The sequence below is a fragment of the Roseibium sp. genome, from assembly GCF_965232425.1.
Taxonomy (GTDB): Bacteria; Pseudomonadota; Alphaproteobacteria; order Rhizobiales; family Stappiaceae; genus Roseibium.
This window is the reverse complement of record NZ_OZ246971.1, coordinates 1,479,421-1,503,452: the sequence shown is the minus strand read 5'-3', so window position 1 is coordinate 1,503,452 and position 24,032 is coordinate 1,479,421. Positions and strand designations below refer to the sequence as shown.

Sequence of the window (24,032 nt, the reverse complement as noted above, 5' to 3'; positions counted from 1 at the left end):
GGGTGTCATAGGGTCCTCATGCGGATTTCTGTTTCGGCGGGACACCAAGCGGCGCTTCCAGCCCGTCCGGCATCACGAACAATTCAATCTGGTCACGCGACAGCGCCCAATGCTCCAGCGCCAGCTCGGCGGCGCGCTCCTCATCGCCGTTTTCGATGCAGGCGATCATTTCATCGTGCTGTGCACACGCCAGTGCCAGCCGGTCTTCCTTTGCGCCGGACTTCGGCTTGAAAAACGTCATCGCAATCCGCGTGTGATCGATCAGCAGCCTGTCGAGGCTGGCGAGCAGGTAGCTGTTTCCGGCCATCTGCCCGGTGATGCGGTGAAACTGGTCATTGGTGAGCGCGCGCTCGGTGGTGTCGCCTGATCGCAGCGCTTCGCGGAAGGCTTCCTGCGCCTGCTTCAGGTCCTCGATCTGGGACGGTCTGGCATTCTGGACGGCAAGACGGAGGATCGAGCTGTAGATGAGCGGTGCGGCCAGGAAGAAGTCGCGGAGCGTGTAATGCGTCATGTCGGATACCCGCGCGCCGCGGTTCTGCTGCAGGACCACGAAGCCCTCACCGGCCAGCTGCTGAAGCACCTCGCGCAAGGGCGTGCGTGACAGACCGTAGCGGTCGCACAGCTCACCCTCTTCGAGAGAACTTCCCGGCACCCGGTCGAGCGTCAGGATGGCGCGTTTCAGATCTTCATAGGCGAGCGATTTCGCGCTGCCGCGCATATTGGGCATGACAATTCCCCAACCGATTTTTGTTGACCTGTTTGTATACATAATGAATACAATAGCAACACAAGAATTATACAAAGGCGTCGTCGAGGCTCATGAACCGGAGGCGACAGAGGCCGGAGAAAAGCGACATGTCCCGCACAACCGACGTCAGCTTTCTTTTGCTGGACGATTTTTCCCACATTGCGTTTTCTTGCGCTGTCGAACCGTTGCGCATTGCCAATCTGCTTTCGGGCAAGGAACTCTATCGATGGCGTCTGGTCTCGCCGTCGGGGGAAAGCGCGGTTTGTTCGAACCGCACCGTCACGCTCGTGGATCAGGGTCTTGATCCGCTCCCTCCCAGAGGAAGCCTGTTCCTGATTTCCGGCCTGAATGTCGGCGAACGCGCGTCGCCCGACGTGCTCTCCTTCATTCGCCGCGAGAGGGCGCGGGGCACCCGGATCGGTGCGCTCTGCTCAGGCGCCTTTGTGCTGGCCAAGGCCGGCCTTCTGGACAACCGGCGCGCGGCCATGCACTGGGCCTTTCACGACAGTTTCCAGGAGAATTTTCCCGAGGTGGAACTGGTGCGCAATGTCTTCGTGGCCGACGAGGCCTTCGTGACCGCATCGGGCGGAACCGCGGCGACGGACCTGATGCTGCACCTGATCGGGGAAACGCACGGCCTCGACCTTGCCATGGCGATCGCTGACCAGATGGTTTATTCGGGCGTGCGTCCGGCGCATGCAATGCAGCAGATTTCGGTCCAGGCGCGCTACGGTATCCGCAATCCGCACATCGCCGAGGCCATCCGTCTCCTGAACGAGAGCGCCCCGTTCTACATGCCGACTTCGGAGATCGCGCGGCGCATCGGCATTTCCACCCGTCAGCTGGAAAGGTTGTTCCAGAAACACCTGAAAATGTCGCCGAAGAAATATGCCATCAATCAGAAGCTGACCAAGGCGCGGAACCTTCTGCTGCAGACCGAGCAATCGATTTCGGAAATCGCGCTCGCCTGCGGATACGAATCGCCGTCCCATTTCATCCGGACCTATCAGAACCGGTTTGGCGTGACGCCGCACAATCAGCGCGTCTTTGCTCAGGATACCCTGTCTGTGCACCAGATCGCGTGATCGGAAACGGTGGCAGGCGCAGCCTGCAAGGAAACTTCAGTTCAGCGGCAGCCGCCGGAAGCGGCCCGGCATGGCCGGGTCATGGAAGTGATCCAGCGGCCCGTTGTCGGCGAAGTGCCGGTGCCAGTGGGCGAGGGCGCTGCGGTCGAGGGTGACACCGAGGCCCGGGCCTTCGGGTACGGCAATCACGTTGTCGGTCTGGCGAAAGGGGCCGCCCTCGATGACATCGCCGACCTGCCAGCGGAACAGGGACTGGCTCGGTTCGGTTATCCACGGCATCGCCGCCGACATATGCAGGTATCCGGCGGTCGCAATTCCCGCGTCTCCGGAATAGCACCAGAAGCCGACACCCATGGCCTCGCAGGCGCCGATGAAGCGCACGGTCCGGGCAATGCCGCCCAGAACGGCGAAATTGGTCACGATGTAGTCCGGCGCACCCAGGCTGACGGCACGGCGGATATCCGGAACATGGGTCGACAGGCGGATCGAGGAATGCCTGCGCAGCTCCGCCATCTCCTCGAAGGTCGCGACCGGGTCTTCATAGTTGCGGATGTCAAAGGGCTCGATCTCCCGGAAGATCCGGATCGCGCTCGGCAGTGACCATTGCATGTTGCTGTCCAGCCGCAGCATGGCGTCCGGCCCGAGCGCCGCACGCAGGGCCTTGACCGTATCGATCTCAAGCTTCGGATCTCCCAGGATCAGCTTGCCTTCGAACAGGGTTGCGCCGTGCTCCTCGCGCATGCGCAGGCAATAGTCGGCAACCTCGCCGGGGCTCGTTTCACCGCCCGTGCGGAAGGCGAAATATTCGGTAAAGGGGATGTCCTTGCGCACAGCCCCGCCGAGCAGCCGGTAGAGCGGCTCTCCCGACACCTTTCCGCGCAGATCCCACAAGGCAATCTCGATCGCCCCGAAGGCCTTCACAACGGAACTGTCATCGGTGTTCTGCACGATCTGCCAGGGAGGAACACAAAGGCTTTCGCATACGGCAATGTCCAGCGGGTCCGCGCCGATCAGCCGCTCGCCCATATCCCTGATCGTACCCAGTACGTCGACCGACGGGGCTTCGCCGAGGCCGGTCAGCCCCTGATCGGTCTCCACCTCGATGATGGTCTTTGATGTGCCGGGGTAGTGACCGCCGGTCCACCACATCGGTTTTTCAAGGGGAATGTTGACCGGCGTTGCCTTGAGGCCGGTGATCTTAATACCAGGCATCGGGCAGCTCTTCCTTGCGGCGTGCAACGAAGGCTTCAAGCTCCTCGCGCGTTGCTTCGTCCATTGACGGCGGCTGGTAGTCTGCAAGCATCGTCTGCCAGCGGTCGAACGCGCGCCGGCGCATGTCCTTCGATCCGCCTTCCTCCCAGCTTTCCACATTCTCGCTGTCCGACAGCCTGGGTTCGTAGAAGGCCGTCTGGTAGTTCCGCATCGTGTGCGCCGACCCCAGAAAGTGCCCTCCGGGCCCGACTTCGCCATAGGCGTCCCGCGCGAAAGACTCGTCCGTGGTGTCGAGGCCGCCGCCGAGCACCTTCTGGTAGGAACCGAGCCGGTCGGCATCCATGATCAGTTTTTCGAAGCCGGTGCACAGGCCGCCCTCCAGCCAGCCTGCCGCATGCAGGACGAAGTTCGCACCGGCCAGCATGGTCGAATGCATGCTGTCCGCGCTTTCATAGGCGGCCTGGGCGTCCTCGATTTTGGAGGCGGTCAGCGAGCCGCCGCATCGAAGCGGCAAGCCCGCACGGCGCGCCAGCTGTCCGATGGCATAGTTGGACACCACCGGTTCGGGCATGCCGAAGGTCGGGGCACCGCTTTTCAGGCTCATGGAACTGAGAAAATTCCCGAGCACGAAAGGCGCGCCCGGCCGGACAAGCTGAGAGAACGCGCAGACCATCATCGCCTCGGCCATGGCCTGACAGATCGAGGCGGCCGTCGAGACGGGGCCCATGGCGCCGGAGAGAATAAACGGCGCGACGACGATCCCCTGTCCGCGACTGCAATAGACGCGCACGGCCTCGCTCACCACCTTGTCCACCAGGAGCGGCGAGTTGGTGTTGACATTGCCCATGATCACGCAATCGCGTTCCATCACCTCGCGCCCGAAGACGATTTCGGCCATGGCGACGCTGTCTTCCGCCCGGCTCATTTCGGTGATCGCACCCAAGTGCGGCTTGTCGCTCAGTGTCATGTGCGCGAACAGCATGTCGAGATGGCGCTTCGAAACCGGAACGTCACAGGGTTCGCAGGTCACGAAGCCGCCGTGATGCAGGTAGGGGTGCATGTAGGTGAGCCGGACAAGTTTCTCGAAACTCGTCATGTCGCCGTAGCGGCGTCCGCCCTCCAGGTCGCGCACGAAAGGGGATCCGTAAACCGGCGCAAACACCTGGTTGGCGCCTCCGATCGTCACGGTTTTTTGCGGATTGCGCGCGAGCTGTTTGAATTCCCGCGGTGCCTTGCTGCAAAGCGCGCGGACTAAGGCGGCATCCGCGCGTACCAGATCGCCTTCCAGGCGCGCGCCGGCCTCGCGCCAGATACGCAGCGCCTCCGGGTCATCACGGAAGGCGATCCCGACCTCTTCGAAAATCCAGTCAACCTGGGCCTCGAGCGCCACGATCTGCTCTTCATCGAGGATGTTGATGTCAGGCAGGACGCGCCTGATGAACGGGGCGTCCGGTTTGCTTGCTGCGCTGCGTCCGCGCGCTGCGCGTGCACGTCTCGCCATGGGTTTGCCTTTCACGGAACCGACAAGGCAAATCTAGTACGTGCTGGGGATCTTGTGACGATTGAAAAATATCGCACTTTGCATAAACTCAAATTATGCAAGGCCTCTGGAAAATTGTTGGATCTCCGCGCTACATCCTTATTTTTGAGGCGGCGGCACGGCATGGATCCTTCACCCGGGCGGCATCGGAACTCAATGTTCAGCAGCCGGCCGTCAGCGCGGCAATCAAGCAGCTCGAACAGGCCCTCGGCGCACCCCTCTTCCTCCGGTCGCACAAGAAGGTGGAACTGACACCCGTGGGGGCGGCATATTATGCCGAAGTATCGAAGGCCCTGCACCAGATTCTGGAGGCAACCCGCACCGTCCAGTCGGAAGCCAGAAGTGCCATTGTCACCCTGTGTGCCTCGACAGCATTCAACACCTATTGGATGATGCCGCGCCTCCGGACCCTGCGCGACCTGCATCCGGAGATCGACCTGCGCCTGCAGTCGAGCGACCGGGAACCGGATATCGATGATGAGGGTATTTCTCTCGCCGTTCGGCGGGGAAACGGAGACTGGCCGGGGTGCCATGCTTTCCTGATTGCACCCGAAGTCATCTATCCGATTGCCAGCCCGGGATTGATGGCGCAAACGGCTGTCCGCCGCAGGGAGGACATTCTCGCCGCGACGCTGATCCATCTCGAGGAGCCGGTGCGTGAGCGGCCGGGCTGGAAAGACTGGTTCGCGGCGCAGAACTGCACCGTGACGATACCGCCATCGGGTCTCAGGCTGAATGACTATGCGCTTGTTCTGAACGCCGCGATCTCGGGCGAGGGTTTTGCCTTCGGCTGGAACCATCTTGCCGCGGATCTTGTCGCCAACAACCTGCTCGCCGCCCGCCGGGAGTGGAGCTGGCACACCGGGATGGGGTTCTACCTTGTGTGGTCGAAGGCCCGCACGCTCAGCGAAAATGCAGAGCGGGTCAGGGACTGGCTCATCTCGGCCGCCGGCAGCGGGCAGACCGCCGGTTGAGCACCATGCCGGACGGCCTGTTCCGACAGGGCGGAACCAGTTATCCCAATGGCTCGATGAAATGGAAAATCGGAATCGGCACGTGAGGCTCGATCATGACACCGGCTCCTCGGGCACCGGTGAGACTACGCGCTCCGGTCAGGCGCGCGTTTTTCGGTTTGCAGAAACAGGGCGACGGCTTCGTCCCGCGTTTCCGCGCCCAGCTTCTGTCGCGCGTTTTTCAGATACAGCCGGACACTGGCTTCGCTGACCTGCAATTCGTGGGCAATCTGCTTCGGGCGGATCCCGGTCGAGATCAGCTCAAGCGTCTGATACTCGCGTGGGCTGAGAGGTTTTCTGTTTTGCGCGTCCGTTTCAAGGCTCTGCAGCAGCTCCAGGCGGCGGTGCGCGATCAGGCAGAAAGACTGCAACTGACTGGCAAGCGGCAGGATCTTGCGCTCGAACGCAAACGCAGTCAGCGCGTTGCCGATGATGAAGCCGCCATGCCGCCCGGTTCCCAGGAGCCGACAGGGAATTCCAAGACCCGCACGCCAGCCGTAACTGGTCATTTGCGTAACGTAACTGCGGTGTTCGTCATCGAGATAATCTTCGTGATCGCCCAGAAACTCCACGCCGACTTTCGTGATCTCGAAGGTCGCGCAGCAATGATACAGGAACGGTTCGTTGAACTGGCCCTGCTGCAGGCGTCTCTGCGGCCAGTTGCCGGGAAGCGTCGATAGGATCCGCAGGTCGGCAGGCCGGCTGTCGGTATCCGTCAGGTAAATCGCATGCGTGAGGCCAACCGAACCGATCGCTTCGCAGAAGAGGTGCCAGACCTGGTCGACACGGGCCGTGGTTTCGATCTCTCGAGCAGCTTCCAGAAAAACGCGGTCCATATCACTTTCGATATATCGATTCTGACGGCTTGAGACCGCCCCCCGGTTTGCAGCGTAATGCGGACCACGTTTTGAATGCAAAGACTATGTCTGTCCTTACTTTTGTTCATGGGAAAAGCGGATCAATATGAGCGTCCAGAGTGCCTTTATTTCCGACTACAAAAAGATAAGCCCGGTCGTCACCGATCTGATTGTGGGGACCGACACAATTGCGGTCGTGTTTACGGGCGGCCGGTTTCTCTATTGCCCGCCAAGCAAGGAATACCTGTCGTTCTTCCTGGGTGAGGACGGGCATTTCGGTCTCATCCACGGCGACTTCGCCAACACGACGGCGGGTGACTGTCTGCGCGTCACCGGCGCGGCCGGCAGGATCTGAATGTGAACACGGACATCCATCTGCATTTTCCCAACGGCAGCTGGGATCTGCTGCAGCCGCTCATGGTGCGTCACGACCTGGAAGTCCGGCCGCGCTACGACAAGAAAATCGAATACATTCAAAAAGACGGTGCGGTCCGGACGCAGAAGCAGGTGAAGGATCTGGACTTCAAGGCGAAGCTGGAAGCTTTGCAGATCGCGACCGTTGATATTGCCGGGGCGACCGCGGCCTGCATTGCCATCAGCCAGGGCAAGAGCGGTGCCGAGATCCTGCGTGACGCCAAGGCCGCCCAGGCCGCATTCGCCCTGTTCCAGGGCGTGGCGGCGGCAAGGGGGGCATCCTTCACACCGCAGCCGGTTATGCCTTCGCCCATGAACGCGAGCCGGATGACGCGGGTCAACCGACCGAACGGGCCTGCGCCGCAACGCCCGTCGGGCCCGGCCGCTGCCACGAGGGCACCGGGTGGGCGGGGCAGTCCCCTCAATTTCACCGTCAACGTGCCCCAGGGAAAACCGGTCCAGATCGGCAACCGTCACTACAAGGCGCACAGGATGTCGAAGGTCAATGTTGTCGTTGAGCAGAGTTCCAATGCCCAGATCCGCGCCAAGGCAGAGGCAACCTTGAAGTTTCTGGAATCGATCCACGGCCCGGCCTGAGGAGACGGGACCATTTCCACACGTTTCGGGCAACTCGGGTGCCGCTGCCTATCTCGTGAATGCCCCGTTGGGCCCGCGCCCCGACCGGCCGCCATCCGAACGGCTGATCATCACGCATCGGCTGCTGCGAGCACATGCGGCGAGGTTGCACCGTTCATGCTATGAAGGCGCGTGTTCGATGAAAGCTCCCTTAGTGAAAACAGCACACGCCAGATGACAGACCTGTCCGACCTCGCCGACAAGATCCCCGTGCACGGCATGGGCGACGCGGCCGCATTCGACCTGGTCGGCGGCTGGGTGCATGAGCGCTCGGCTCAACTGGGCCGGCCGGAAGCCTTTGCTCACATGGATCCGGCACCATCCATCGTCGCCGCGCGCCTTGCCGGACTGAACGCCGAGTTCAACCAGAACCTGCTTCATCCGGATCTGAGCCCGTTCGCGGGCGAGGCGGAGCGTCTGGTGGTCAAGTGGCTTGCGCCGTTTTTCGGAATGAACGCGGGACACATGTGCGCCGGTTCCACCATCGCCAATCTTGCCGCGCTATGGTGCGCGCGCGAGCACGGGGCAACGCGGGTGGTCGCCTCGGCTGACGCACATGTGTCCGTGCCCAAGAGCGCACGCATTCTCGGTCTTCCGTTCGAAAGTATCGCGGTCACAGGCACAGGCCGCATGGATACCGGTCTCCTGCCGGACCTGAAGGACGCGGTCCTTGTTTTGACCGCAGGCACAACGGGCCGGGGTGTGATTGACGACCTGGGGCTTGCGGGCAGGCAACGGCGGCAGGATGGTGGTCCGGCCTGGGTGCATGTTGATGCCGCCTGGGCCGGTCCGTTGCTCCTGACGAAATATGCGGGCCGCCTGGCAGGAACCAGACACGCCGACAGTGTTTCGGTATCGGCGCATAAATGGCTGTTCCAGCCAAAGGATTCAGGCCTCGTTCTGTTCAAGAACCCGCAGGCGCAGCAGGCGATCAGTTTCGGCAGCTCCTATCTGGCAACACCCAATGTGGGCGTTCAGGGGTCACGCGGGGCAGCCGGCGTCGCGCTTCTCGGCACGCTGCTCGCCTGGGGGCTGGAAGGTCTTGCCGAGCGCATCGAACACCTGATGACCCTGTCGGAAGACCTGGCGGAGAGGCTGGCCGCAGACCCGCGCACGGAACTGAAACAGATGCCGGAAACCGGTGTGGTCAACTGGCGCCCGGTAAATGGCACCGCCGAGGAAATCATCGCCGCTCTCGGCCCCGTTGCCTCGCGCACGGATATTGCCGGAGAGCCCTGGGTCCGCCAGGTGGCCGCGAACATGCATGTGGACCTGGACGCCGTATGGTCGCGCATCGACGACGTTCTCTCCGGTCACGGCGGATGACCGGACCGGGAGAACAAACGTCTTGCATCGACCGGTGCCGCTATTCGATCGTGATCTCGACCCGCCGGTTCTGCGCCCGTCCGGCCGGAGTCCCGTTGTCGGCGATCGGTTCGCTTTCACCCTTGCCGACGACCGAGAAGTCCGGCGCACGGTAGACGCCCTTGCTGACAAACCAGTTCTTCACCGCTTCGGCGCGCCGAAGCGACAGTGACTGGTTGTAGCCGTCACGCCCGGTGGAATCCGCATGCCCTTCGATGGTGACGCTGGGAGCCGTGCGCTTGTTGATCTCGTAGGCGACCGCACCAAGCCGCGAAATCGCTTCGGGACGCAGATCGTGGCGGTCGAAGCCGAACAGAACGTCCGCCTCCAGACGCACCTTCTTCTTGCCGCGGGGCGGCGGTGCCGGCGGGTCTTCGTATGGGATGACCGGGTGATTCCATTCGGGTGCGATCGGGTCATCGTGATCGGGCAGGCCGCGTTCGACCTCGTCCCACTTCACGTGGATCAGCCCGTCATGAATATCGATGCCGGCGGTCGGCGTGCCGATGCTGTCTTCGTAGCCGAAATCACCCGAACCGCTGATCGACTTGTAGACCATGAGCGGTTTGGAATAGCTGGAATACCCGTCGAGGATGTTCAGGACGAAACCGGATGCATTCTGCCCGCTGAGGGCCTGGATGGATCCGATGACCAGCTGTGCCCGGCGCAGGTTCAAGTCCTGGAAACTGGTCGGACGCTTCGACCGCAGGTTCTTGTAATAGTATCTGAGGTTCTCGCTGTAGGCCGCCGGAACGACGGACAGGCCCCCGCCGATCCCGTAAAACGCGATCGTGCAGACATCGTTGGTGTCCCTGTTCCGCAGCTTGTAGTGATAAAATCCGGCAGTGATGATCTCACCGCCCGAAAACGAACGCACGGGCGCAATCGCCCAGCGCGAAGATGGCTCTGTTTTCCAATCCATTTAAACAATCCAAAAATAAACAAACGTAATGCCGCGCAGATGGGGTTACGTGTGCGTCATTTCAAGAGTTGGGGAGGGGCGTGCCCGGAAAGACGGTGTAAAATCAGTTGCTTGTATCTTGGTGAAATGATGTGGCAGCTTGTCGGGATGGTGTGCGCGCGCATCGCTGTCCGGTTCGGAGAACATTTTCGAACATGTGCCACTGAGAAGGCGGCATAATTCCGTTCGGTGCCAAGTCCGGAAAAGGGATCGTTTCCCGGATTTGTCGTCCCGGTTTGCCGTGAAAGCGGCAAGGCGGGAACCAGTACCCCTTGCAGTAGGAGATCAAAAAAGAAGGATGATCAGGTGTTTACTGGTTCCCGGCCTTCCGATGCGCTTCAGCCGGAATGACAAGCTCCTTGGCTGATGATCGCTTTGCCGGACCCGGCTTATCGAGCATAGGGCAGCCGGAATTCTCTCGAATATCCTGATGCCGTTGCCACTGTTTTCAGCCGCGAACCGCGCGGGCGTGAAAGCGATAAAACGGACGACAATCAAAAAAAATCGATAAAAGCTTCCATTTGCTCAAATGTCCGTTATTTATGATAGGGCAAAATGGGAGGTTCACCATGAAGTTAAATCTGACTTATCTGAGGGCGACCGCTGTTGCATTTGCTGCGACATTTGCGGTTGCGGCCTCGCCTGTGCAGGCGGCAGATCTGCCTTGTTCGACAGCCAAGCTGATCGTGCCCTGGGGCCCGGGTGGCGGCACGGCCGTGATTTTCGGCATTTTCGAGAAGGCGATCGAGGCCTCCGATGCACCCGTCAAGATCAAGGTTGTCACCATTCCGGGCCAGGGTGGCGGTGCCGGCGCCAAGGAAGCGCACGCGGCCAAGCCGGACGGCTGCACCCTGTTCGCGATCCACCAGCACCTGGTGGTCAACTACATCAACGGCGTGACCGATTTCAGCTGGGACGGGTTCGAACCGGTCGCCATGCTGACCGATACGCCGGAAATCATCGGCGCCGGCGGGCACGTTGAGTATGACAGCCTTGAAGACATGCTGGCTGCGGCCAAGGCAAACCCGGGCGGCATTCCGACAGGTGTCTCCATGGGCGCGACAAGCCACTTCCTCTGGATCATGCTCGGTTCGAAAACCGGCACGGACTATCAGTACGTTCCGTTCCAGGGCGGCACGGCCGGCCGCATCACCGGTCTCTTGAACGGGTCGATCGATCTGGGCGGCATCAACATGGCGGCTGCGCGGACCCAGCGCGACGACGGCGCGCTGAAAGCCTTCGCCATTGCCGCCGACGAACGCAGCGACCTGATCCCGGACGTGCCGACGCTCAAGGAACTGGGCGTTGACATGACCTACTCCCTGACGCGCGGTATCATGCTTCCGAAAGGCACGCCGCAGGAGTTCGTCGATTACTGGGCCGGCGTGTTCAAGGGTCCGACGGAAGACGCGGATTTCGTTGCGGAGCAGGCCGCGAAAGGAACAGAGGTTCTTTATCTCGGCCCGGAAGAATACGCCGCCTGGTGGAAAGACACGGAAGGCGAGTTTCTTGACGCGGCAAAAGAGCTGAAAGTCGGACGCTTTCAGTAGAACCGGTCGACGCCCGCGCCGTCACGGCGCGGGCATTCTTCACGCCGTTGGGGGTTTTCATGACCTTGAATCGCGATTTCTTCGTTGCGGTTTTCTTCCTCGTGCTTGTCGCGGTGATGTACGCGGCGACCTACTCGCTGCCCGAGCCGATGTTCAATCAGCTGGCCTCGTGGACCTGGCCGAGGATCATCCTGATACCGCTCGGAGCCCTGTCCATCGTGCTGCTGGTTCAGTCCCAGACCTCCGGTCTTGAAGCCGCGACGGTTTCGGACCTCAAGGGCTGGTTCAAGGACAATACCAACCCCTTTCTGTGCTTCGCGCTTTTCTTCGGTTTCCTCTACCTGATGCCTCTTCTCGGCATGCTTTTGGGCGGGTTGCTTTATGTGTTCCTGACGCTGTGTGTCCTTGGAGGCTGGCAGCCGCGCCAGATGGTGGTGCACATCGCGATCTCGGCCGTATTCGTCATTGGCATGTGGTCGATATTCTCACTTGCGCTGGGCGTTGTTCTGCCCGAGGGCACCATTCTCAGGGTCTACTGATCATGTTCGAGAATATTGCACTCGCGGCTCCCGAGCTGTTCACGCTGACAACGATGATGCTGATGCTGGCGGGCACCTTCGCCGGTCTCCTTGCCGGTGCTGTTCCCGGTTTCACGATTGCAATGGCGGTCGTCCTGGTGCTGCCCTTCACGTTTTCCATGACGCCCGTGCAGGGCCTGGCGACCATGATAGCCGTCTATGTCGGCGGTCTGTCGGGCGGTCTGATGTCCGGGATCCTGACGGGCATACCCGGCACGCCGTCTTCCGTTGCCACGACCTTTGACGGCTACCCGCTCGCGCGGTCCGGAAAACCGGGACTGGCTCTCGGCATCGGCATCTGGTCCAGCTTTTTCGGTGGCGTGTTCGCGGCCATCGTTCTGATGCTGGTAGCCCCGCAGCTGGCGCTCATCGGACTTGAGTTTCAACCGGTCGACTACTTTTCGCTGATCATTTTCGCCCTGACCGTGACGGCAAGCCTGGCCGGCGACCAGATGGTCAAGGGACTGATGTCCGGTCTCCTGGGTCTGCTTGTCGCCACCGTCGGCTCGGATGTGGTTTTCGGTCAGCCCCGGTTCACCTTCGGCATTGACGTCGCCGAACAGGGATTTGCCTTCCTGCCGGTGCTGGTCGGGATCTTTGCGTTCGGACGCCTTCTGGGGGACGTGAAGAGCCGCGAAAAGGCGCACCAGCCGCTTGGCGGTGAAGCCCATGCGGTTCATATCGATTACCTGGGCGCGGCGCGCGAGGTCCTGCGCCGATGGGGCAACGTGCTCCGCTCGTCTGCAATTGGTGTCTTCGTCGGCGTCCTTCCCGCCGCCGGGAGCACGATCTCGAACGTCCTTGCCTACGACCAGGCCAAGAAGACCTCCAGGGAACACGACCAGTTCGGCAAGGGGGCAATCGACGGGATCATCGCACCGGAAGCGGCGAACAACTCGACCGCGGGCGGCGCTCTGATCGTGATGATGGCGCTCGGCCTGCCGGGCGATATCATGACGGCGATCATGCTGGGCGCCCTGCTGATCCATGATGTCATCCCCAGCCCGTCCTTCATCTCCGACGAACCGACGATCGCATATGCGATTTTCCTGGCCTTTTTCGTTGCCAATTTCATGATGCTCGCGCTGCAATCGGTCACCGTGCGCGGCTTCGTCCTGATCACCAAGGTCAAGCTTTACATGCTGGCGGCGGTGATCCTGTTCTACTGCGCCCTCGGCATGTTCGCCCTGAACAACGTCACCTGGGACATGTGGACGCTGTTCTTCTTCGGCATTGTCGGCTTCCTGATGCGCGCGCTCGGATTTCCGATCGTTCCGCTGGTGCTTGGGGTCGTGCTCGGAGGCATTGCAGAGGCCAGGCTGTCACAGGTCTTTGCGCGCTCCGACGATGTCATGGTGTTCCTGAGCCGGCCGTGGTCGCTGTTTTTCCTGTTGCTCGCCTGTTTCTCGATTTTCTTTCCGCTCTATCAGAAGCATCGCGGCAAGGCGGCATGGACCCGGTTTTACCCGTCCGTGCTGCTCGTGGTGATGGCCTACCCGGTCTTTCTGATGCCGGGCACGATCAGGCCGGTGCTTGCCGCCGGGATGGTCGTGGCCGGAATTGGACTGGCCGTTCTTCAACTGCGTCGCAGCCGTGCGCCGCAAACAACCAAATAGGACTTCAATGGATCTTGGTATCAAAGGCAGGACAGCCCTTGTGCTGGGCGCTTCCCAGGGACTGGGGGAAGCGATTGCGCGCAAACTGGCTGAAGAGGGCGCAGATCTCATTCTGGCAGCCAGAAACGGCGAGGCGCTCCACGCCAACGCCCAGCAGCTGACGCGCGAGTTCGGAACAAGAGCCACTGCCGTTCCCGTCGATCTGTCCGATCCTGCCGCGGTCGCGGCGTTTGCCGCGCGCATACGCGAGGAATTCCAGCCGGACATGCTGGTCGCCAACGCCGGCGGGCCGCCCCCATCCGTGTCGACCGGCGTCGCACCTGAAGTGTGGCAAGGCTCGGCGCAGATGCTCCTCTTTTCGATCATTCAGGTGATCGAGGCGGCCGTGGAGCCCATGAAGGCGAAGGAATGGGGCAGGATCCTTGCAATCGGGTCGAGCGGCGTGATCCAGCCGATCCCGAATCTGGCGGTGTCGAACACCATCCGTGGAGCGGTCGCAGGTTTCTGCAAGACTCTGTCGGCCGAGGTCGCGGGCAGCGGCATCACGGTCAACATGATCCTGCCGGGCAAAATCGACACCGCGCGCGTTGGCCAACTGGACACGGCGCGCGCCGGGCGCGAAGGCAAGACGCTGGAACAGGTTCGCACGGAGATCGCGGCATCGCTGCCGATCAAGCGCTACGGAAAACCGGAAGAATTCGCTTCGGTCGCCGCTTTTCTTCTTTCCGAGCCGGCCGGATACGTGACCGGCCAGATGACCCGCGTTGACGGCGGAATGATCCGGAGCCTCTGAAACATGCCGAACCACGATCCGAAATCAGGTGCCGCGTCGACCCGGGAGCGGCATGGCGGCCGCATCCTGGCGGACCAGCTTGCCGTCCTGGGGGCGGAAAAGCTCTTTTGCGTTCCGGGCGAAAGCTTTCTGGAACTGCTGGATGGATTGTATGACCATCGGGACCAGATCGAGGTGATTACGTGCCGGCACGAAAGCGGCGCGTCCAACATGGCCGATGCCTACGCGAAACTGACCGGCAAACCCGGCATCTGCGCGGTCACGCGCGGCCCGGGCGCGACCAATGCCTGCAACGGGGTGCACACGGCATTTCAGGACAGCTCTCCGATGATTGTGCTGATCGGACAGGTTGCCCGGACGATGATGGACCGGGAAGCCTTTCAGGAAATGGACTACCGGCGCATGTTCGGGGAAATGGCAAAATGGGTTGCCCAGATCGACGATGTTTCCCGGATACCGGAATACCTCTCCCGCGCCTGGCACCTGGCGACGTCAGGACGGCCCGGTCCCGTGGTGCTCGCCCTTCCCGAAGATGTGCTTTCCGATCGTGCCGGCGTTCGGGATGCGCGGCCGGCGCAACCGGTTCGCAGCGCTCCCGATGCTGCGGAAATGAAGCGTTTCGGCGAGCTGCTCAGCGAAGCGAAGCGTCCGCTTCTGGTACTGGGCGGCCCGGGCTGGAGTGCGGAGGCGGCCGACCTGGCCGGGAGGGTGTCGCGGCACCTGGACCTGCCGGTGATCACGTCCTTCCGCTGCCAGGACTACATCGACAACGCACATCCGAATTATGGCGGCGTCATCGGCATTGCGCCCAACCCCGCCTTGCGCAAGAAAATCCGCGAGGAAGTCGATCTCCTGATCACGATCGGCAGCCGGTTCGGGGAGATGACAACACAGGGCTATTCGCTGATCGACACCCCCGTTCCGCAAATGCGTTTTGTTCATGTCCATCCCGGTCCGGACGATCTGGGCCACGTCTATGCGCCGGATCTGCCGATCGTATCGGCACCGGACACGTTTTTGCAGGCCATGCTTGACCTGCCTGCCGGGACGGGCGGTTGGTCGGACTGGACAGCCGGATTCCGGGCCGACTACGACGCCTTTCTTGTTCCGACGGATGTACCGGGCGAGCTCAACATGGCGGACGTCATCCGCCACGCCTCGACGTCCTTGCCGTCGGATACGATCTACACCAACGGGGCGGGCAACTACACGGTCTGGCTTCACCGGTTCCACAATCATCTGAAGTACCGCACCCAGCTGGCACCGACGAGCGGTTCCATGGGCTACGCGGTGCCCGCGGCGATCGCCGCCAAGCTGCAGCACCGGGACCGGACTGTCGTTTGTCTCGCCGGCGACGGCTGTTTCCTGATGACCGCACAGGAAATGGCAACGGCGGCCCGTTACGGCCTGCCGATCATCTATCTGGTGGTCAACAACGGCATGTATGGCACGATCCGCATGCACCAGGAACGGCACCATCCAGGGCGGGTGATGTCGACCGATCTGACCAACCCCGATTTCGTGACCTATGCCAAGGCCTTCGGTGTTCCCGGCGAGGCGATCAGCCGAACGGATCAGTTTGCCGACGCGCTCGACCGCGCCCGTCAGTCCGAAACCGGCTATCTGATCGAGCTCAGGGTCGACCCGGAAGCCCTGACTCCCACCCAGTCCCTGTCTGCAGCCCGCAAACAGGGCGAAGCAACCCACAAAGGGTGACATGCCATGATCATTGAACAACGCACCTATTCACTGCAGATCGGTGCCGTGCCCGAGTATCTGAGGCTCTATGAAGAAGAAGGGCTCGCGATCCAGCGTCCGATACTCGGGCGCATGGTCGGCTATTTCTCGACCGAGATCGGCGCCCTTCACCAGATCGTCCACATGTGGGCCTACAAGGACATGAACGAGCGCACGGAGCGCCGCGCACGCCTGACGGCCGATCCGCGCTGGAAGGAATACGTCAAGAAGACGCGGCCGCTTCAGATCAGCCAGGAAAACAAGATCCTGATCCCTGCTCCCTTCAGCCCCTGGGCGACGGACGACCCGTCGCTTGACCTTGCCGCACAAACATAACGGACCCTTGAAATCATGATAGACCTTTACACATGGACAACGCCCAACGGGCGCAAGGTTTCCATTCTCCTGGAAGAACTGGGTGTCGACTATGAAGTTCACCCGATCAACATCGGACAGGGTGACCAGAAATCACCCGAGTTCCTGAAGATCAGCCCGAACAACAAGATCCCCGCGATCGTGGATCGCGACAACGGCCTGACCCTCATGGAGTCGGGCGCAATCATGTGGTATCTCGCCGAGAAATATGGAAAATTTTTGCCGAATGACCCTCTGGACAAGATCAAGGTCATGGAATGGCTGATGTGGCAGATGGGCGGCCTCGGACCGATGGCCGGTCAGGCCCACCACTTCCTTCATTTCAATCGGGGCAAGGCGGAATATGCCGAAGAGCGCTACGAGGCCGAAGTTCAGCGGCTCTACGGCGTGCTCGACAATCAGCTGGCCGGTCAGGACTACATTGTCGGCGACTATTCGATCGCGGACATGGCGTGCTGGCCCTGGGTTTCCCGCTATGAATGGCAGCAGGTCGACCTGACGAAATATCCGAACGTCAGAGCCTGGTACCAGCGCCTGCTTGCGCGCGACGCCGTGCAAAAGGGCTATCATGTGCCCAAGGTCATGGGCGAGATTCCGGCAGGGTGAGCCTTCATGGCGGTGCCCGCTTCCGGATCGTTGACCGGGCACCTCTCGCGCATTGCCGTCATCTTGATCGGAGGAAAGCAAACTGGAAAAGGTGGTGTTGGGCCGAACCGGGCTTGAAGTCGGCGTGGCGGGGCTTGGCTGCGGCGGGCACTCCCGCCTGGGCCAGTCCTACGGCCGCAGTTCAGATCAGTCGGTCGCCCTTGTCAGGGCCGCGATCGAAGCCGGTGTGACCCTGATCGACACGGCGGCGGCCTATGGCACGGAGGAGATCGTCGGCGAGGCCGTTCGGAACTGCCGCGATGAAGTCGTCCTGTCGACCAAGCTCGGCATCGTGACAGCGGGCACGTCTCCTTTGGGAACGAACTATATCGCGGGCGAAGACCTTGTCCGGCTGGCGGAAGACAGTTTGAAGCGTCTGAGGACAGACCACATCGATATCCTGCACCTGCACGGCGTCATGCCTGGGCAATACGATTATTGCAGGTCGGAATTGGTGCCCGCTCTTCTCAAGCTCCGGGAACAGGGCAAGATACGGTATCTGGGCCTGACGGAACGCTTCATTCACGACACGCGCCACGAGATGCTGCAGGCCGCCCTTCGGGACGATCACTGGGACGTCGTGATGACGGGCTTCAACTTCCTCAATCCCTCCGCCCGGAAATCGGTTCTGCCGCTGACCTGCGAAAAAGGGGTCGGTACCCTGGTCATGTTCGCGGTCCGTCGCGCGCTCGGCAGCCGGGACGCTGCGGAGGAGATCATGCGCGATCTGATTTCGGCCGGTGAACTTGATCCGGACACCGTGGATCCCGAAAACCCGCTGGGGTTTCTGCTGGACCCTGCCGTTGCTTCAACCATCATCGAGGCCGCTTACCGGTTCTGCCGCCACGAGCCCGGCTTGGACGTGGTCCTGACCGGAACGGGCTCCCGGGACCATCTCCGTGAAAATCTTGAGGCACTAGCGCTGCCCGCTCTGCCCCCCGATGTGCTCGAGCGACTTGAGGGCATTTTCGGAAACGTCGACAGCATTTCGGGAAACTAGGCGGCGGCATGGGATTAAAGCGTCCCGCTCACAGCACCTGCGATCAGCTTCGCGGGGGACGTGCTTGCACTAGAGTCTGGTCCTGTATTCGAGGGAGTTCCTGCGCAGAGTGGGCGCAAAAGCGACCGGCAAACTGCCAGTCCTTAAATATTCAACAAAATCAGCGAACTAAAAATAAATATGGCGGAGAGAGAGGGATTCGAACCCTCGGAACGCTTGCGCGCTCAACGGTTTTCGAGACCGCCCCGTTCAACCACTCCGGCACCTCTCCGCGGTACTTGCGACAAACGGGTCTCAAGTGGCGCGGAACATAGACAAGCTCCTTTTTATCCGCAAGACCCGATTTGCATTCTTTGAACAGGCTTGTCGGGTGTGCGGTGCCGCGGGCGAAATCGGCCCTGCCGGGGCGGGTGCCCGGCAAAGCCGGACCGGCTCGGTGACGCAGGCGGGGCAATTGCTTCGGTGGGGCCGCGGCAGGCAAGGGCGGCCTTAGGCCCGATGCATATTTCCGTTTGACTCCGCGCGCCGGAGAGTTATATTGCGCGGGCTCGAAAAGGTTCAGCTTTTTCGGGTTTTCTTTGTCGATCAAGGCCTGGCGGGCTTTTCGCTTCACGCAACCCGACACAAAGATCTGCCCGACGGATGGCAATCCGCTGGGGCAGGCGCCTGAGTTCGACCTGAACGCAACCGGTGCTTCATGAGCCACAAGGCCGCGCCGGTGTCAAAAACGAAAAGAAGGACGTGCGCGACATGTTCGCTGTAATCAAAACCGGTGGCAAACAGTATACTGTTGCCGCAGACGACCTCGTGAAGGTCGAAAAACTCGACGCCGAAGCCGGCAGCACCGTCACGTTTGACGAAGTGCTCATGGTTGGCAACGGCACGGACACGACTGTTGGCGCTCCGACCGTGGAAGGTGCCAGCGTTGTTGCGGAAGTGGTCGATCAGGGCCGTGGCCGCAAGATCATCGTATTCAAGAAGCGCCGGCGCCAGAATTCACGCCGCCGCAACGGCCACCGTCAGTCCTTCACCCTCGTCAAGGTGACCGACATCCTGACCGGTGGCGCAAAACCGGCCAAGAAGGCCGCGCCGAAAAAGGCTGCGCCGAAGGCCGAACCGGAAGCCGAAGCAGCGCCTGCTGCTGAAGCGGCTCCGAAAACCGAGGAAGCTCCGAAGGCTGCCGCGGCAAAGGAAACCAAGAAGGAAGACGCAGCTGTCGAGCCGCTCTTCACCGCACCGGACGGCAAGGACGATCTGAAGAAGATCTCAGGCGTCGGCCCGGTCCTTGAGAAGAAACTGAACGCTCTGGGCATCACCACCTATGAGCAGATCGTCAACTTCTCTGCGGACGATATCGCCCGCGTTGATGAGGTCCTGAACTTCAAGGGCCGTATCGAGCGCGACAACTGGGTTGAACAGGCCAAGGAACTGGCAGGCAAGTAAGCCGCCGTTTCAGGACTGTTGATTTAAGAATTCGAAGAACGAGGAGTTCTAACGATGGCACACAAGAAGGCAGGCGGTTCATCCCGCAACGGCCGCGACTCAGCTGGCCGCCGTCTCGGCATCAAGAAATACGGCGGGGAATCCGTGATTCCCGGCAACATCATTGCTCGTCAGCGTGGCACGACGTGGCACCCGGGCACCGGCGTGGGCATGGGCAAGGATCACACCATTTTCGCGACCGTGGAAGGCAAGGTTCAGTTTAAGGCGGCAGCCAACAAACGAACACTTATCAATGTGGTCCCGGTGGCGGAAGCTGCGGAGTAAAGCCGACGTGAAGTTTCGAAACGCCGGCGTCCCTTAAGACCCCGGCAATTCGAGACAGGTCAGCAACCAGAGACCAGTCGAAGATCCAAGGGGGAGATGGGACGCCATCTCTCCCTTGATTTGTTTGTGCTGGAGGAAATGATGGTTGTTGAAAGTGATGGATTGTTAGACGAGAGCAGTCTGGTCGCGGCCCCGTTGCCGCAGGAAGCGGTTCATGTGCGGCTCGACATGCCGCGCAAGGACGATCTGGCCGATCTTGTGTTTCTGGCCAACAACAAGACCGTGGCGGCGAACCTCGCCATGATGCCACATCCCTTCACCCTGGAAAACGGCCGCGCGCTGATTGCGCGGGCGGCACAGGTGAGGAAGAACACCGGCCTTTTTGCCATAAGGTTGAAAAGCACCGGCCGCCTGATCGGCGTTGCGAAATACGCGGCGCTGGAAGAGGACGGAACCGTGCATGTCGGCTACTGGCTGGGCGAGCCTTTCTGGGGACGTGGCTATGCGACCGAAGCGGTGCATGCGCTGGTCGACCACGCCTTTACTCACCATGACATGGACGAGCTTCAGGGCTCCTGCCGGGTTACCAATCCCGCCTCGCGCCGGGTGCTGGTGAAATCCGGGTTCCAGTACCGGGATCAGGCGATGATCCGGTCCATCGGCGCGGGCGGGTCCGTGCCGATTGAAAGATATGTTTTGGACAGAACCGTTTGGAAGTCTTTGAAAGGATGGGGGCAGGGACAATGACCGGATTGCAGGACCTGAGAACGCGACGATTGATCTTGCGGCCGATCGCCATGGCGGACGCCGAGGCGATGATCGAACTGGGCGGCAAGGATTTCGAGGTCGCCCGCTGGATGACATCCTTCGCCTGGCCCTATGAAGAAGGCTCGGCCGAAGCGTTTCTGAAGACGGTCGTCGGCAAGGACCCGCTGGAAACCGAAGCGGTGTTCGCGATCACGCTGGGCGGCGTCTTCATCGGGATCGCCGCCGTCGAAGCGCCCGGCGATCTTGACAATCTCGCCGATCATCCGACGCTCGGCTACTGGATCGGCCGGCCGTTCCAGGGCCACGGCTATGCCAGCGAGGCGGTTGAAGCGGTCATCGAATGGGCGTTCGCGGCCTATGGGACCGACGCGATCGCAGCGCGTGCCTACGAGGAGAACTTCCGCTCCCGGGGACTGCTGCGCAAATTCGGTTTCAAGCCATACAGCATGACCGAGCGCTTCTCCCGGGCGCTTGACCGCAAGGTCTCCAATGTTGTTGTCCGGCTCGCGCGCTCCGACTTCGAGGCCCGGAAGGCTGCGGCATGACCACGCCGATTATCCGGACCGGCCGGCTGATCCTCCGGGCTCCCTGCCCGGACGATCTCGACCGGTGTGCCGAACTGCTTGGCGACTATGAGGTCGCCAAGATGCTGTCGCGCGTGCCCTATCCGTATGACCTCGAACAGGGGCGGCAGTACCTGGAAAGATCGGCGGCGCGCTGGGAGACTGTCGAAACGGCGGACGAACTCGGCTTTCACGTTGACCATGAAGGCGAAATGATCGGCGGCCTCGGCTTCAAAAAGTTGCAGGAGACCCCGGAGATCGGCTATTGGCTGGGGCGGCCCTTTTGGGGCAAGGGATTCATGAGCGAGGCCTTGACGGCCGCGGTTGCCTGGATGTTCGACAACACGGCGCATGACCTTCTGGCTTGCGAAGCGATGACGGAGAACCCGGCCTCGATCAAGGTGATGGAAAAGGCCGGATTCCGGCCGGTCGGCAAAGTCGGTTGCGCAAGCGTGTCGCGCGGCGAGACCTTGCCCGCCATCAGAAGCGAATTGACACGAACGGATTTCATGCGCGGCTTTTGACCCTTCCCGGTCATGGCCTGACAGCTGGACGAAAAAAAGAGAAGAAAAATGAAATTCCTAGATCAGGCCAAGGTGTATGTCCGTTCGGGCAATGGCGGAGCGGGTTGCGTGTCGTTCCGGCGCGAAAAATACATCGAATATGGCGGTCCAGACGGCGGTGACGGCGGCAAGGGCGGCGATGTCATCGTTGAATGCGTCGACGGCCTCAATACGTTGATCGACTATCGCTATAAGCAGCACTTCAAGGCCGAGACCGGCATTCACGGCATGGGCCGGAACCGGACCGGCGCGCACGGCAAGGATGTCGTCCTCAAGGTGCCGGTCGGCACCCAGATCCTGGAAGAAGACAACGAAACGCTCATTGCCGACCTAACGGAACTCGGGCAGCGCGTTGTATTGATGAAAGGTGGCAACGGCGGCTTCGGCAACGCCCATTTCAAGTCTTCGGTCAACCAGGCGCCGCGCCGGGCCAATCCGGGCCTCGAGGGCGAGGAGAAATGGATCTGGCTCCGCCTGAAGCTTATCGCCGATGCCGGCCTCGTCGGTCTGCCGAACGCCGGCAAGTCGACTTTCCTGGCAACAGTGTCGGCCGCCAAGCCGAAAATCGCCGACTATCCCTTCACGACACTCCACCCCAATCTCGGCATCGTCCAGATCGACGGCAACAGCTTCGCGATGGCGGATATCCCCGGGCTGATCGAAGGCGCACACGAGGGCACCGGTCTCGGTGACCGTTTCCTCGGCCATGTCGAGCGCACACGGGTTCTGCTGCATCTGGTTGACGGGTCCGGCGAGGAAGATCCGGGCGAGGCCTACAGGGTCGTTCGCGGCGAACTGGAAGCCTACGGAGGCGGCCTCACCGACAAGCCGGAAATCGTTGCTTTGTCGAAATGCGATGCGCTCACCGATGATCTGATTGCCGAACAGTCGGCAAGCCTCGAGGCGGCCTGCGGCCAGAAGCCGCTGATCCTGTCCTCGGCGAGCAGGCTCAATGTCGACCGCGCGCTGCGCATGATCGTGCGCGGTATCGACAGGGACAAGGAAGACGCAGCCAACCAGGTGCCGGCGCCTGAACAGGAGGGGTGGCACCCCTGATGTCGGCGAAAGCACATCACAGTCTTGCGGCCTTCAAACGGATCGTCGTCAAGATCGGCTCCGCCCTGCTGGTTGAAAACGGCGAATTGAAGCGCGACTGGCTGGAAGCGCTGGTCTCCGACATCGTGCGCCTGATGAATTCGGGCGCCGAAGTCCTGATCGTGTCCTCCGGGTCGATTGCGCTGGGACGCGGCGAACTCGGATTGCCGAAGGGGCCTCTCAAGCTGGAAGAAAGCCAGGCGGCGGCCGCTGCGGGCCAGATTGCGCTGGCACAGGCCTATGCAGGCGCACTTGAAACGCATGGAAAGAAGGCGGGCCAGATTCTGCTGACGCTGGGCGACACGGAAGAACGGCGCCGTTATCTCAACGCACGGGCGACGATCGGCACGCTGTTGAAGATGGGGGCGGTGCCGATCATCAACGAGAACGATTCCGTTGCCACGTCCGAAATCCGCTATGGCGACAATGACCGCCTGGCGGCGCGCGTGGCGACGATGGCGAGCGCGGACTGCCTTGTCCTGCTGTCCGACATTGACGGTCTCTACACCGCGCCGCCTTTAGAAGACCCCGATGCGGTGTTCCTCCCCGAGGTGCCGCGCATTACCGCCGAGATCGAGGCAATGGCCGGCAGCGCCGGATCAGAGCTTTCGCGTGGTGGCATGAAGACGAAGATAGATGCGGGCAAGATTGCGACCGCGGCCGGAACATCGATGGTCATCACCTCGGGCAAGGAACTGAACCCGCTGGCGCGGCTCGGTGACCGCGGACGGGCGACGTGGTTTCCGGCAGCCGCAACACCGGCCAGCGCGCGCAAGGCCTGGATCGGCGGCCACCTGGAACCGCGCGGCCAGATTACGCTCGACGAAGGCGCATTGAGGGCCATGAAGGCTGGCAAGAGCCTGCTTCCGGCAGGCGTCGTCTCGGTCTCGGGAAGTTTTTCGCGCGGCGATGCCGTGACGCTCCTGAGCCCGGATGGGCGCACGATCGGGCGCGGCCTCATCGCCTATGACATTGTTGAAGCGCGCCTGATCGCCGGCCGCAACAGCCGGGAAATCGAAGCGATCGTCGGATATCCGGGCCGTGCAGAGATGGTGCACCGGGACGATCTCGTGCTTGAGGATGCGTTTTTGAACGGAACGCGTTAAAAAGCGGACGAATGTGCGGGTGCTCGGACCTGCTTGTGAGGAGTG

General features: G+C 61.5%; 25 protein-coding genes and 1 tRNA gene. 20 read left to right on the top strand and 6 right to left on the bottom strand.

What is annotated here, in order from left to right:
- Positions 1-16: 16 nt before the first annotated feature.
- Complete coding sequence (locus tag ACO08A_RS06810) at positions 17-718, bottom strand: GntR family transcriptional regulator (RefSeq protein WP_422041722.1); 702 nt, start codon at positions 716-718, stop codon at positions 17-19.
- A 137-nt stretch (positions 719-855) separates the two neighbouring features.
- Between ACO08A_RS06810 and ACO08A_RS06805 the strand changes: the two genes are divergently transcribed.
- Positions 856-1,833 (top strand): GlxA family transcriptional regulator, encoded by a 978-nt coding sequence (locus ACO08A_RS06805; RefSeq protein WP_422040412.1) that lies wholly within the window; start codon positions 856-858, stop codon positions 1,831-1,833.
- Between the two features lie 36 nt (positions 1,834-1,869).
- Here ACO08A_RS06805 and ACO08A_RS06800 read toward each other — a convergent pair whose 3' ends face one another.
- Together ACO08A_RS06800 and ACO08A_RS06795 are read right to left on the bottom strand one after the other, a co-directional pair.
- The gene (locus ACO08A_RS06800) at positions 1,870-3,045 is read right to left on the bottom strand and encodes a mandelate racemase/muconate lactonizing enzyme family protein (RefSeq protein WP_422040411.1); all 1,176 of its coding nucleotides are present in this window, start codon (positions 3,043-3,045) and stop codon (positions 1,870-1,872) included.
- Positions 3,032-4,546, bottom strand: coding sequence for a trimethylamine methyltransferase family protein (locus ACO08A_RS06795; protein ID WP_422040410.1), 1,515 nt, complete (start codon positions 4,544-4,546; stop codon positions 3,032-3,034). The genes ACO08A_RS06800 and ACO08A_RS06795 overlap by 14 nt, the downstream gene beginning before the upstream one ends.
- Before the next feature lie 95 nt (positions 4,547-4,641).
- Here ACO08A_RS06795 and ACO08A_RS06790 point away from each other — a divergent pair, with 95 nt between their 5' ends.
- On the top strand, positions 4,642-5,559 hold the full coding sequence (locus ACO08A_RS06790) for a LysR substrate-binding domain-containing protein (protein WP_422040409.1): 918 nt from the start codon (positions 4,642-4,644) through the stop codon (positions 5,557-5,559).
- Positions 5,560-5,684: 125 nt separating this feature from the next.
- Here the strand turns inward: ACO08A_RS06790 and ACO08A_RS06785 are convergent, their stop codons facing one another.
- Positions 5,685-6,434, bottom strand: coding sequence for a response regulator transcription factor (locus ACO08A_RS06785; RefSeq protein ID WP_422040408.1), 750 nt, complete (start codon positions 6,432-6,434; stop codon positions 5,685-5,687).
- Positions 6,435-6,561: 127 nt separating this feature from the next.
- Here ACO08A_RS06785 and ACO08A_RS06780 point away from each other — a divergent pair, with 127 nt between their 5' ends.
- The 3 genes from ACO08A_RS06780 (at position 6,562) to ACO08A_RS06770 (ending at position 8,831) form a co-directional block, all read left to right on the top strand.
- Complete coding sequence (locus ACO08A_RS06780) at positions 6,562-6,810, top strand: hypothetical protein (RefSeq protein WP_422040407.1); 249 nt, start codon at positions 6,562-6,564, stop codon at positions 6,808-6,810.
- Between the two features lie 2 nt (positions 6,811-6,812).
- Positions 6,813-7,466: a hypothetical protein gene (locus ACO08A_RS06775; RefSeq protein WP_422040406.1), complete on the top strand. Its 654-nt coding sequence runs from the start codon at positions 6,813-6,815 to the stop codon at positions 7,464-7,466.
- A gap of 213 nt (positions 7,467-7,679) precedes the next feature.
- Entirely contained in the window at positions 7,680-8,831 is a 1,152-nt protein-coding gene (locus tag ACO08A_RS06770) for a pyridoxal phosphate-dependent decarboxylase family protein (protein ID WP_422040405.1), read from the top strand.
- A 40-nt stretch (positions 8,832-8,871) separates the two neighbouring features.
- On the opposite strand, the gene ACO08A_RS06765 is transcribed toward ACO08A_RS06770, so the two are convergent.
- Positions 8,872-9,792 carry an OmpA family protein gene (locus ACO08A_RS06765; protein ID WP_422040404.1) on the bottom strand — a complete coding sequence of 307 codons (921 nt, stop codon included), beginning with the start codon at positions 9,790-9,792 and terminating at the stop codon, positions 8,872-8,874.
- 608 nt (positions 9,793-10,400) lie between these two features.
- Between ACO08A_RS06765 and ACO08A_RS06760 the strand changes: the two genes are divergently transcribed.
- From ACO08A_RS06760 to ACO08A_RS06725, 8 genes are all read left to right on the top strand, one after another.
- Entirely contained in the window at positions 10,401-11,381 is a 981-nt protein-coding gene (locus tag ACO08A_RS06760) for a Bug family tripartite tricarboxylate transporter substrate binding protein (protein WP_422040403.1), read from the top strand.
- Positions 11,382-11,440: 59 nt separating this feature from the next.
- The gene (locus ACO08A_RS06755) at positions 11,441-11,920 is read left to right on the top strand and encodes a tripartite tricarboxylate transporter TctB family protein (protein ID WP_422040402.1); all 480 of its coding nucleotides are present in this window, start codon (positions 11,441-11,443) and stop codon (positions 11,918-11,920) included.
- A 2-nt stretch (positions 11,921-11,922) separates the two neighbouring features.
- Complete coding sequence (locus ACO08A_RS06750) at positions 11,923-13,575, top strand: tripartite tricarboxylate transporter permease (protein ID WP_422040401.1); 1,653 nt, start codon at positions 11,923-11,925, stop codon at positions 13,573-13,575.
- 7 nt (positions 13,576-13,582) lie between these two features.
- Entirely contained in the window at positions 13,583-14,368 is a 786-nt protein-coding gene (locus ACO08A_RS06745; protein ID WP_422040400.1) for an SDR family oxidoreductase, read from the top strand.
- A 3-nt stretch (positions 14,369-14,371) separates the two neighbouring features.
- Entirely contained in the window at positions 14,372-16,084 is a 1,713-nt protein-coding gene (locus ACO08A_RS06740; RefSeq protein ID WP_422040399.1) for a thiamine pyrophosphate-binding protein, read from the top strand.
- A 6-nt stretch (positions 16,085-16,090) separates the two neighbouring features.
- Complete coding sequence (locus ACO08A_RS06735) at positions 16,091-16,441, top strand: NIPSNAP family protein (protein WP_422040398.1); 351 nt, start codon at positions 16,091-16,093, stop codon at positions 16,439-16,441.
- Positions 16,442-16,456: 15 nt separating this feature from the next.
- On the top strand, positions 16,457-17,086 hold the full coding sequence (locus ACO08A_RS06730; protein WP_422040397.1) for a glutathione S-transferase family protein: 630 nt from the start codon (positions 16,457-16,459) through the stop codon (positions 17,084-17,086).
- A gap of 94 nt (positions 17,087-17,180) precedes the next feature.
- Positions 17,181-18,125: an aldo/keto reductase gene (locus tag ACO08A_RS06725; RefSeq protein WP_422040396.1), complete on the top strand. Its 945-nt coding sequence runs from the start codon at positions 17,181-17,183 to the stop codon at positions 18,123-18,125.
- Positions 18,126-18,306: 181 nt separating this feature from the next.
- On the opposite strand, the gene ACO08A_RS06720 is transcribed toward ACO08A_RS06725, so the two are convergent.
- Positions 18,307-18,396 (bottom strand) — tRNA-Ser (locus tag ACO08A_RS06720).
- 479 nt (positions 18,397-18,875) lie between these two features.
- Here ACO08A_RS06720 and ACO08A_RS06715 point away from each other — a divergent pair.
- The 7 genes from ACO08A_RS06715 (at position 18,876) to proB (ending at position 23,987) form a co-directional block, all read left to right on the top strand.
- Positions 18,876-19,568, top strand: coding sequence for a 50S ribosomal protein L21 (locus ACO08A_RS06715; protein WP_422040395.1), 693 nt, complete (start codon positions 18,876-18,878; stop codon positions 19,566-19,568).
- 54 nt (positions 19,569-19,622) lie between these two features.
- Positions 19,623-19,892, top strand: a complete 270-nt coding sequence (gene rpmA / locus ACO08A_RS06710; protein WP_305984616.1) for a 50S ribosomal protein L27 — start codon at positions 19,623-19,625, stop codon at positions 19,890-19,892.
- 141 nt (positions 19,893-20,033) lie between these two features.
- Positions 20,034-20,639 carry a GNAT family N-acetyltransferase gene (locus tag ACO08A_RS06705; protein WP_422040394.1) on the top strand — a complete coding sequence of 202 codons (606 nt, stop codon included), beginning with the start codon at positions 20,034-20,036 and terminating at the stop codon, positions 20,637-20,639.
- Positions 20,636-21,205 (top strand): GNAT family N-acetyltransferase, encoded by a 570-nt coding sequence (locus ACO08A_RS06700; RefSeq protein WP_421981219.1) that lies wholly within the window; start codon positions 20,636-20,638, stop codon positions 21,203-21,205. Before ACO08A_RS06705 ends, ACO08A_RS06700 begins: the two co-directional genes overlap by 4 nt.
- Positions 21,202-21,747, top strand: a complete 546-nt coding sequence (locus tag ACO08A_RS06695; protein ID WP_422040393.1) for a GNAT family N-acetyltransferase — start codon at positions 21,202-21,204, stop codon at positions 21,745-21,747. The genes ACO08A_RS06700 and ACO08A_RS06695 overlap by 4 nt, the downstream gene beginning before the upstream one ends.
- Before the next feature lie 48 nt (positions 21,748-21,795).
- Positions 21,796-22,842, top strand: coding sequence for a GTPase ObgE (obgE, locus tag ACO08A_RS06690; protein WP_422040392.1), 1,047 nt, complete (start codon positions 21,796-21,798; stop codon positions 22,840-22,842).
- Positions 22,842-23,987, top strand: a complete 1,146-nt coding sequence (gene proB / locus ACO08A_RS06685) for a glutamate 5-kinase (protein ID WP_422040391.1) — start codon at positions 22,842-22,844, stop codon at positions 23,985-23,987. Before obgE ends, proB begins: the two co-directional genes overlap by 1 nt.
- The last annotated feature ends 45 nt before the right edge of the window (positions 23,988-24,032 follow it).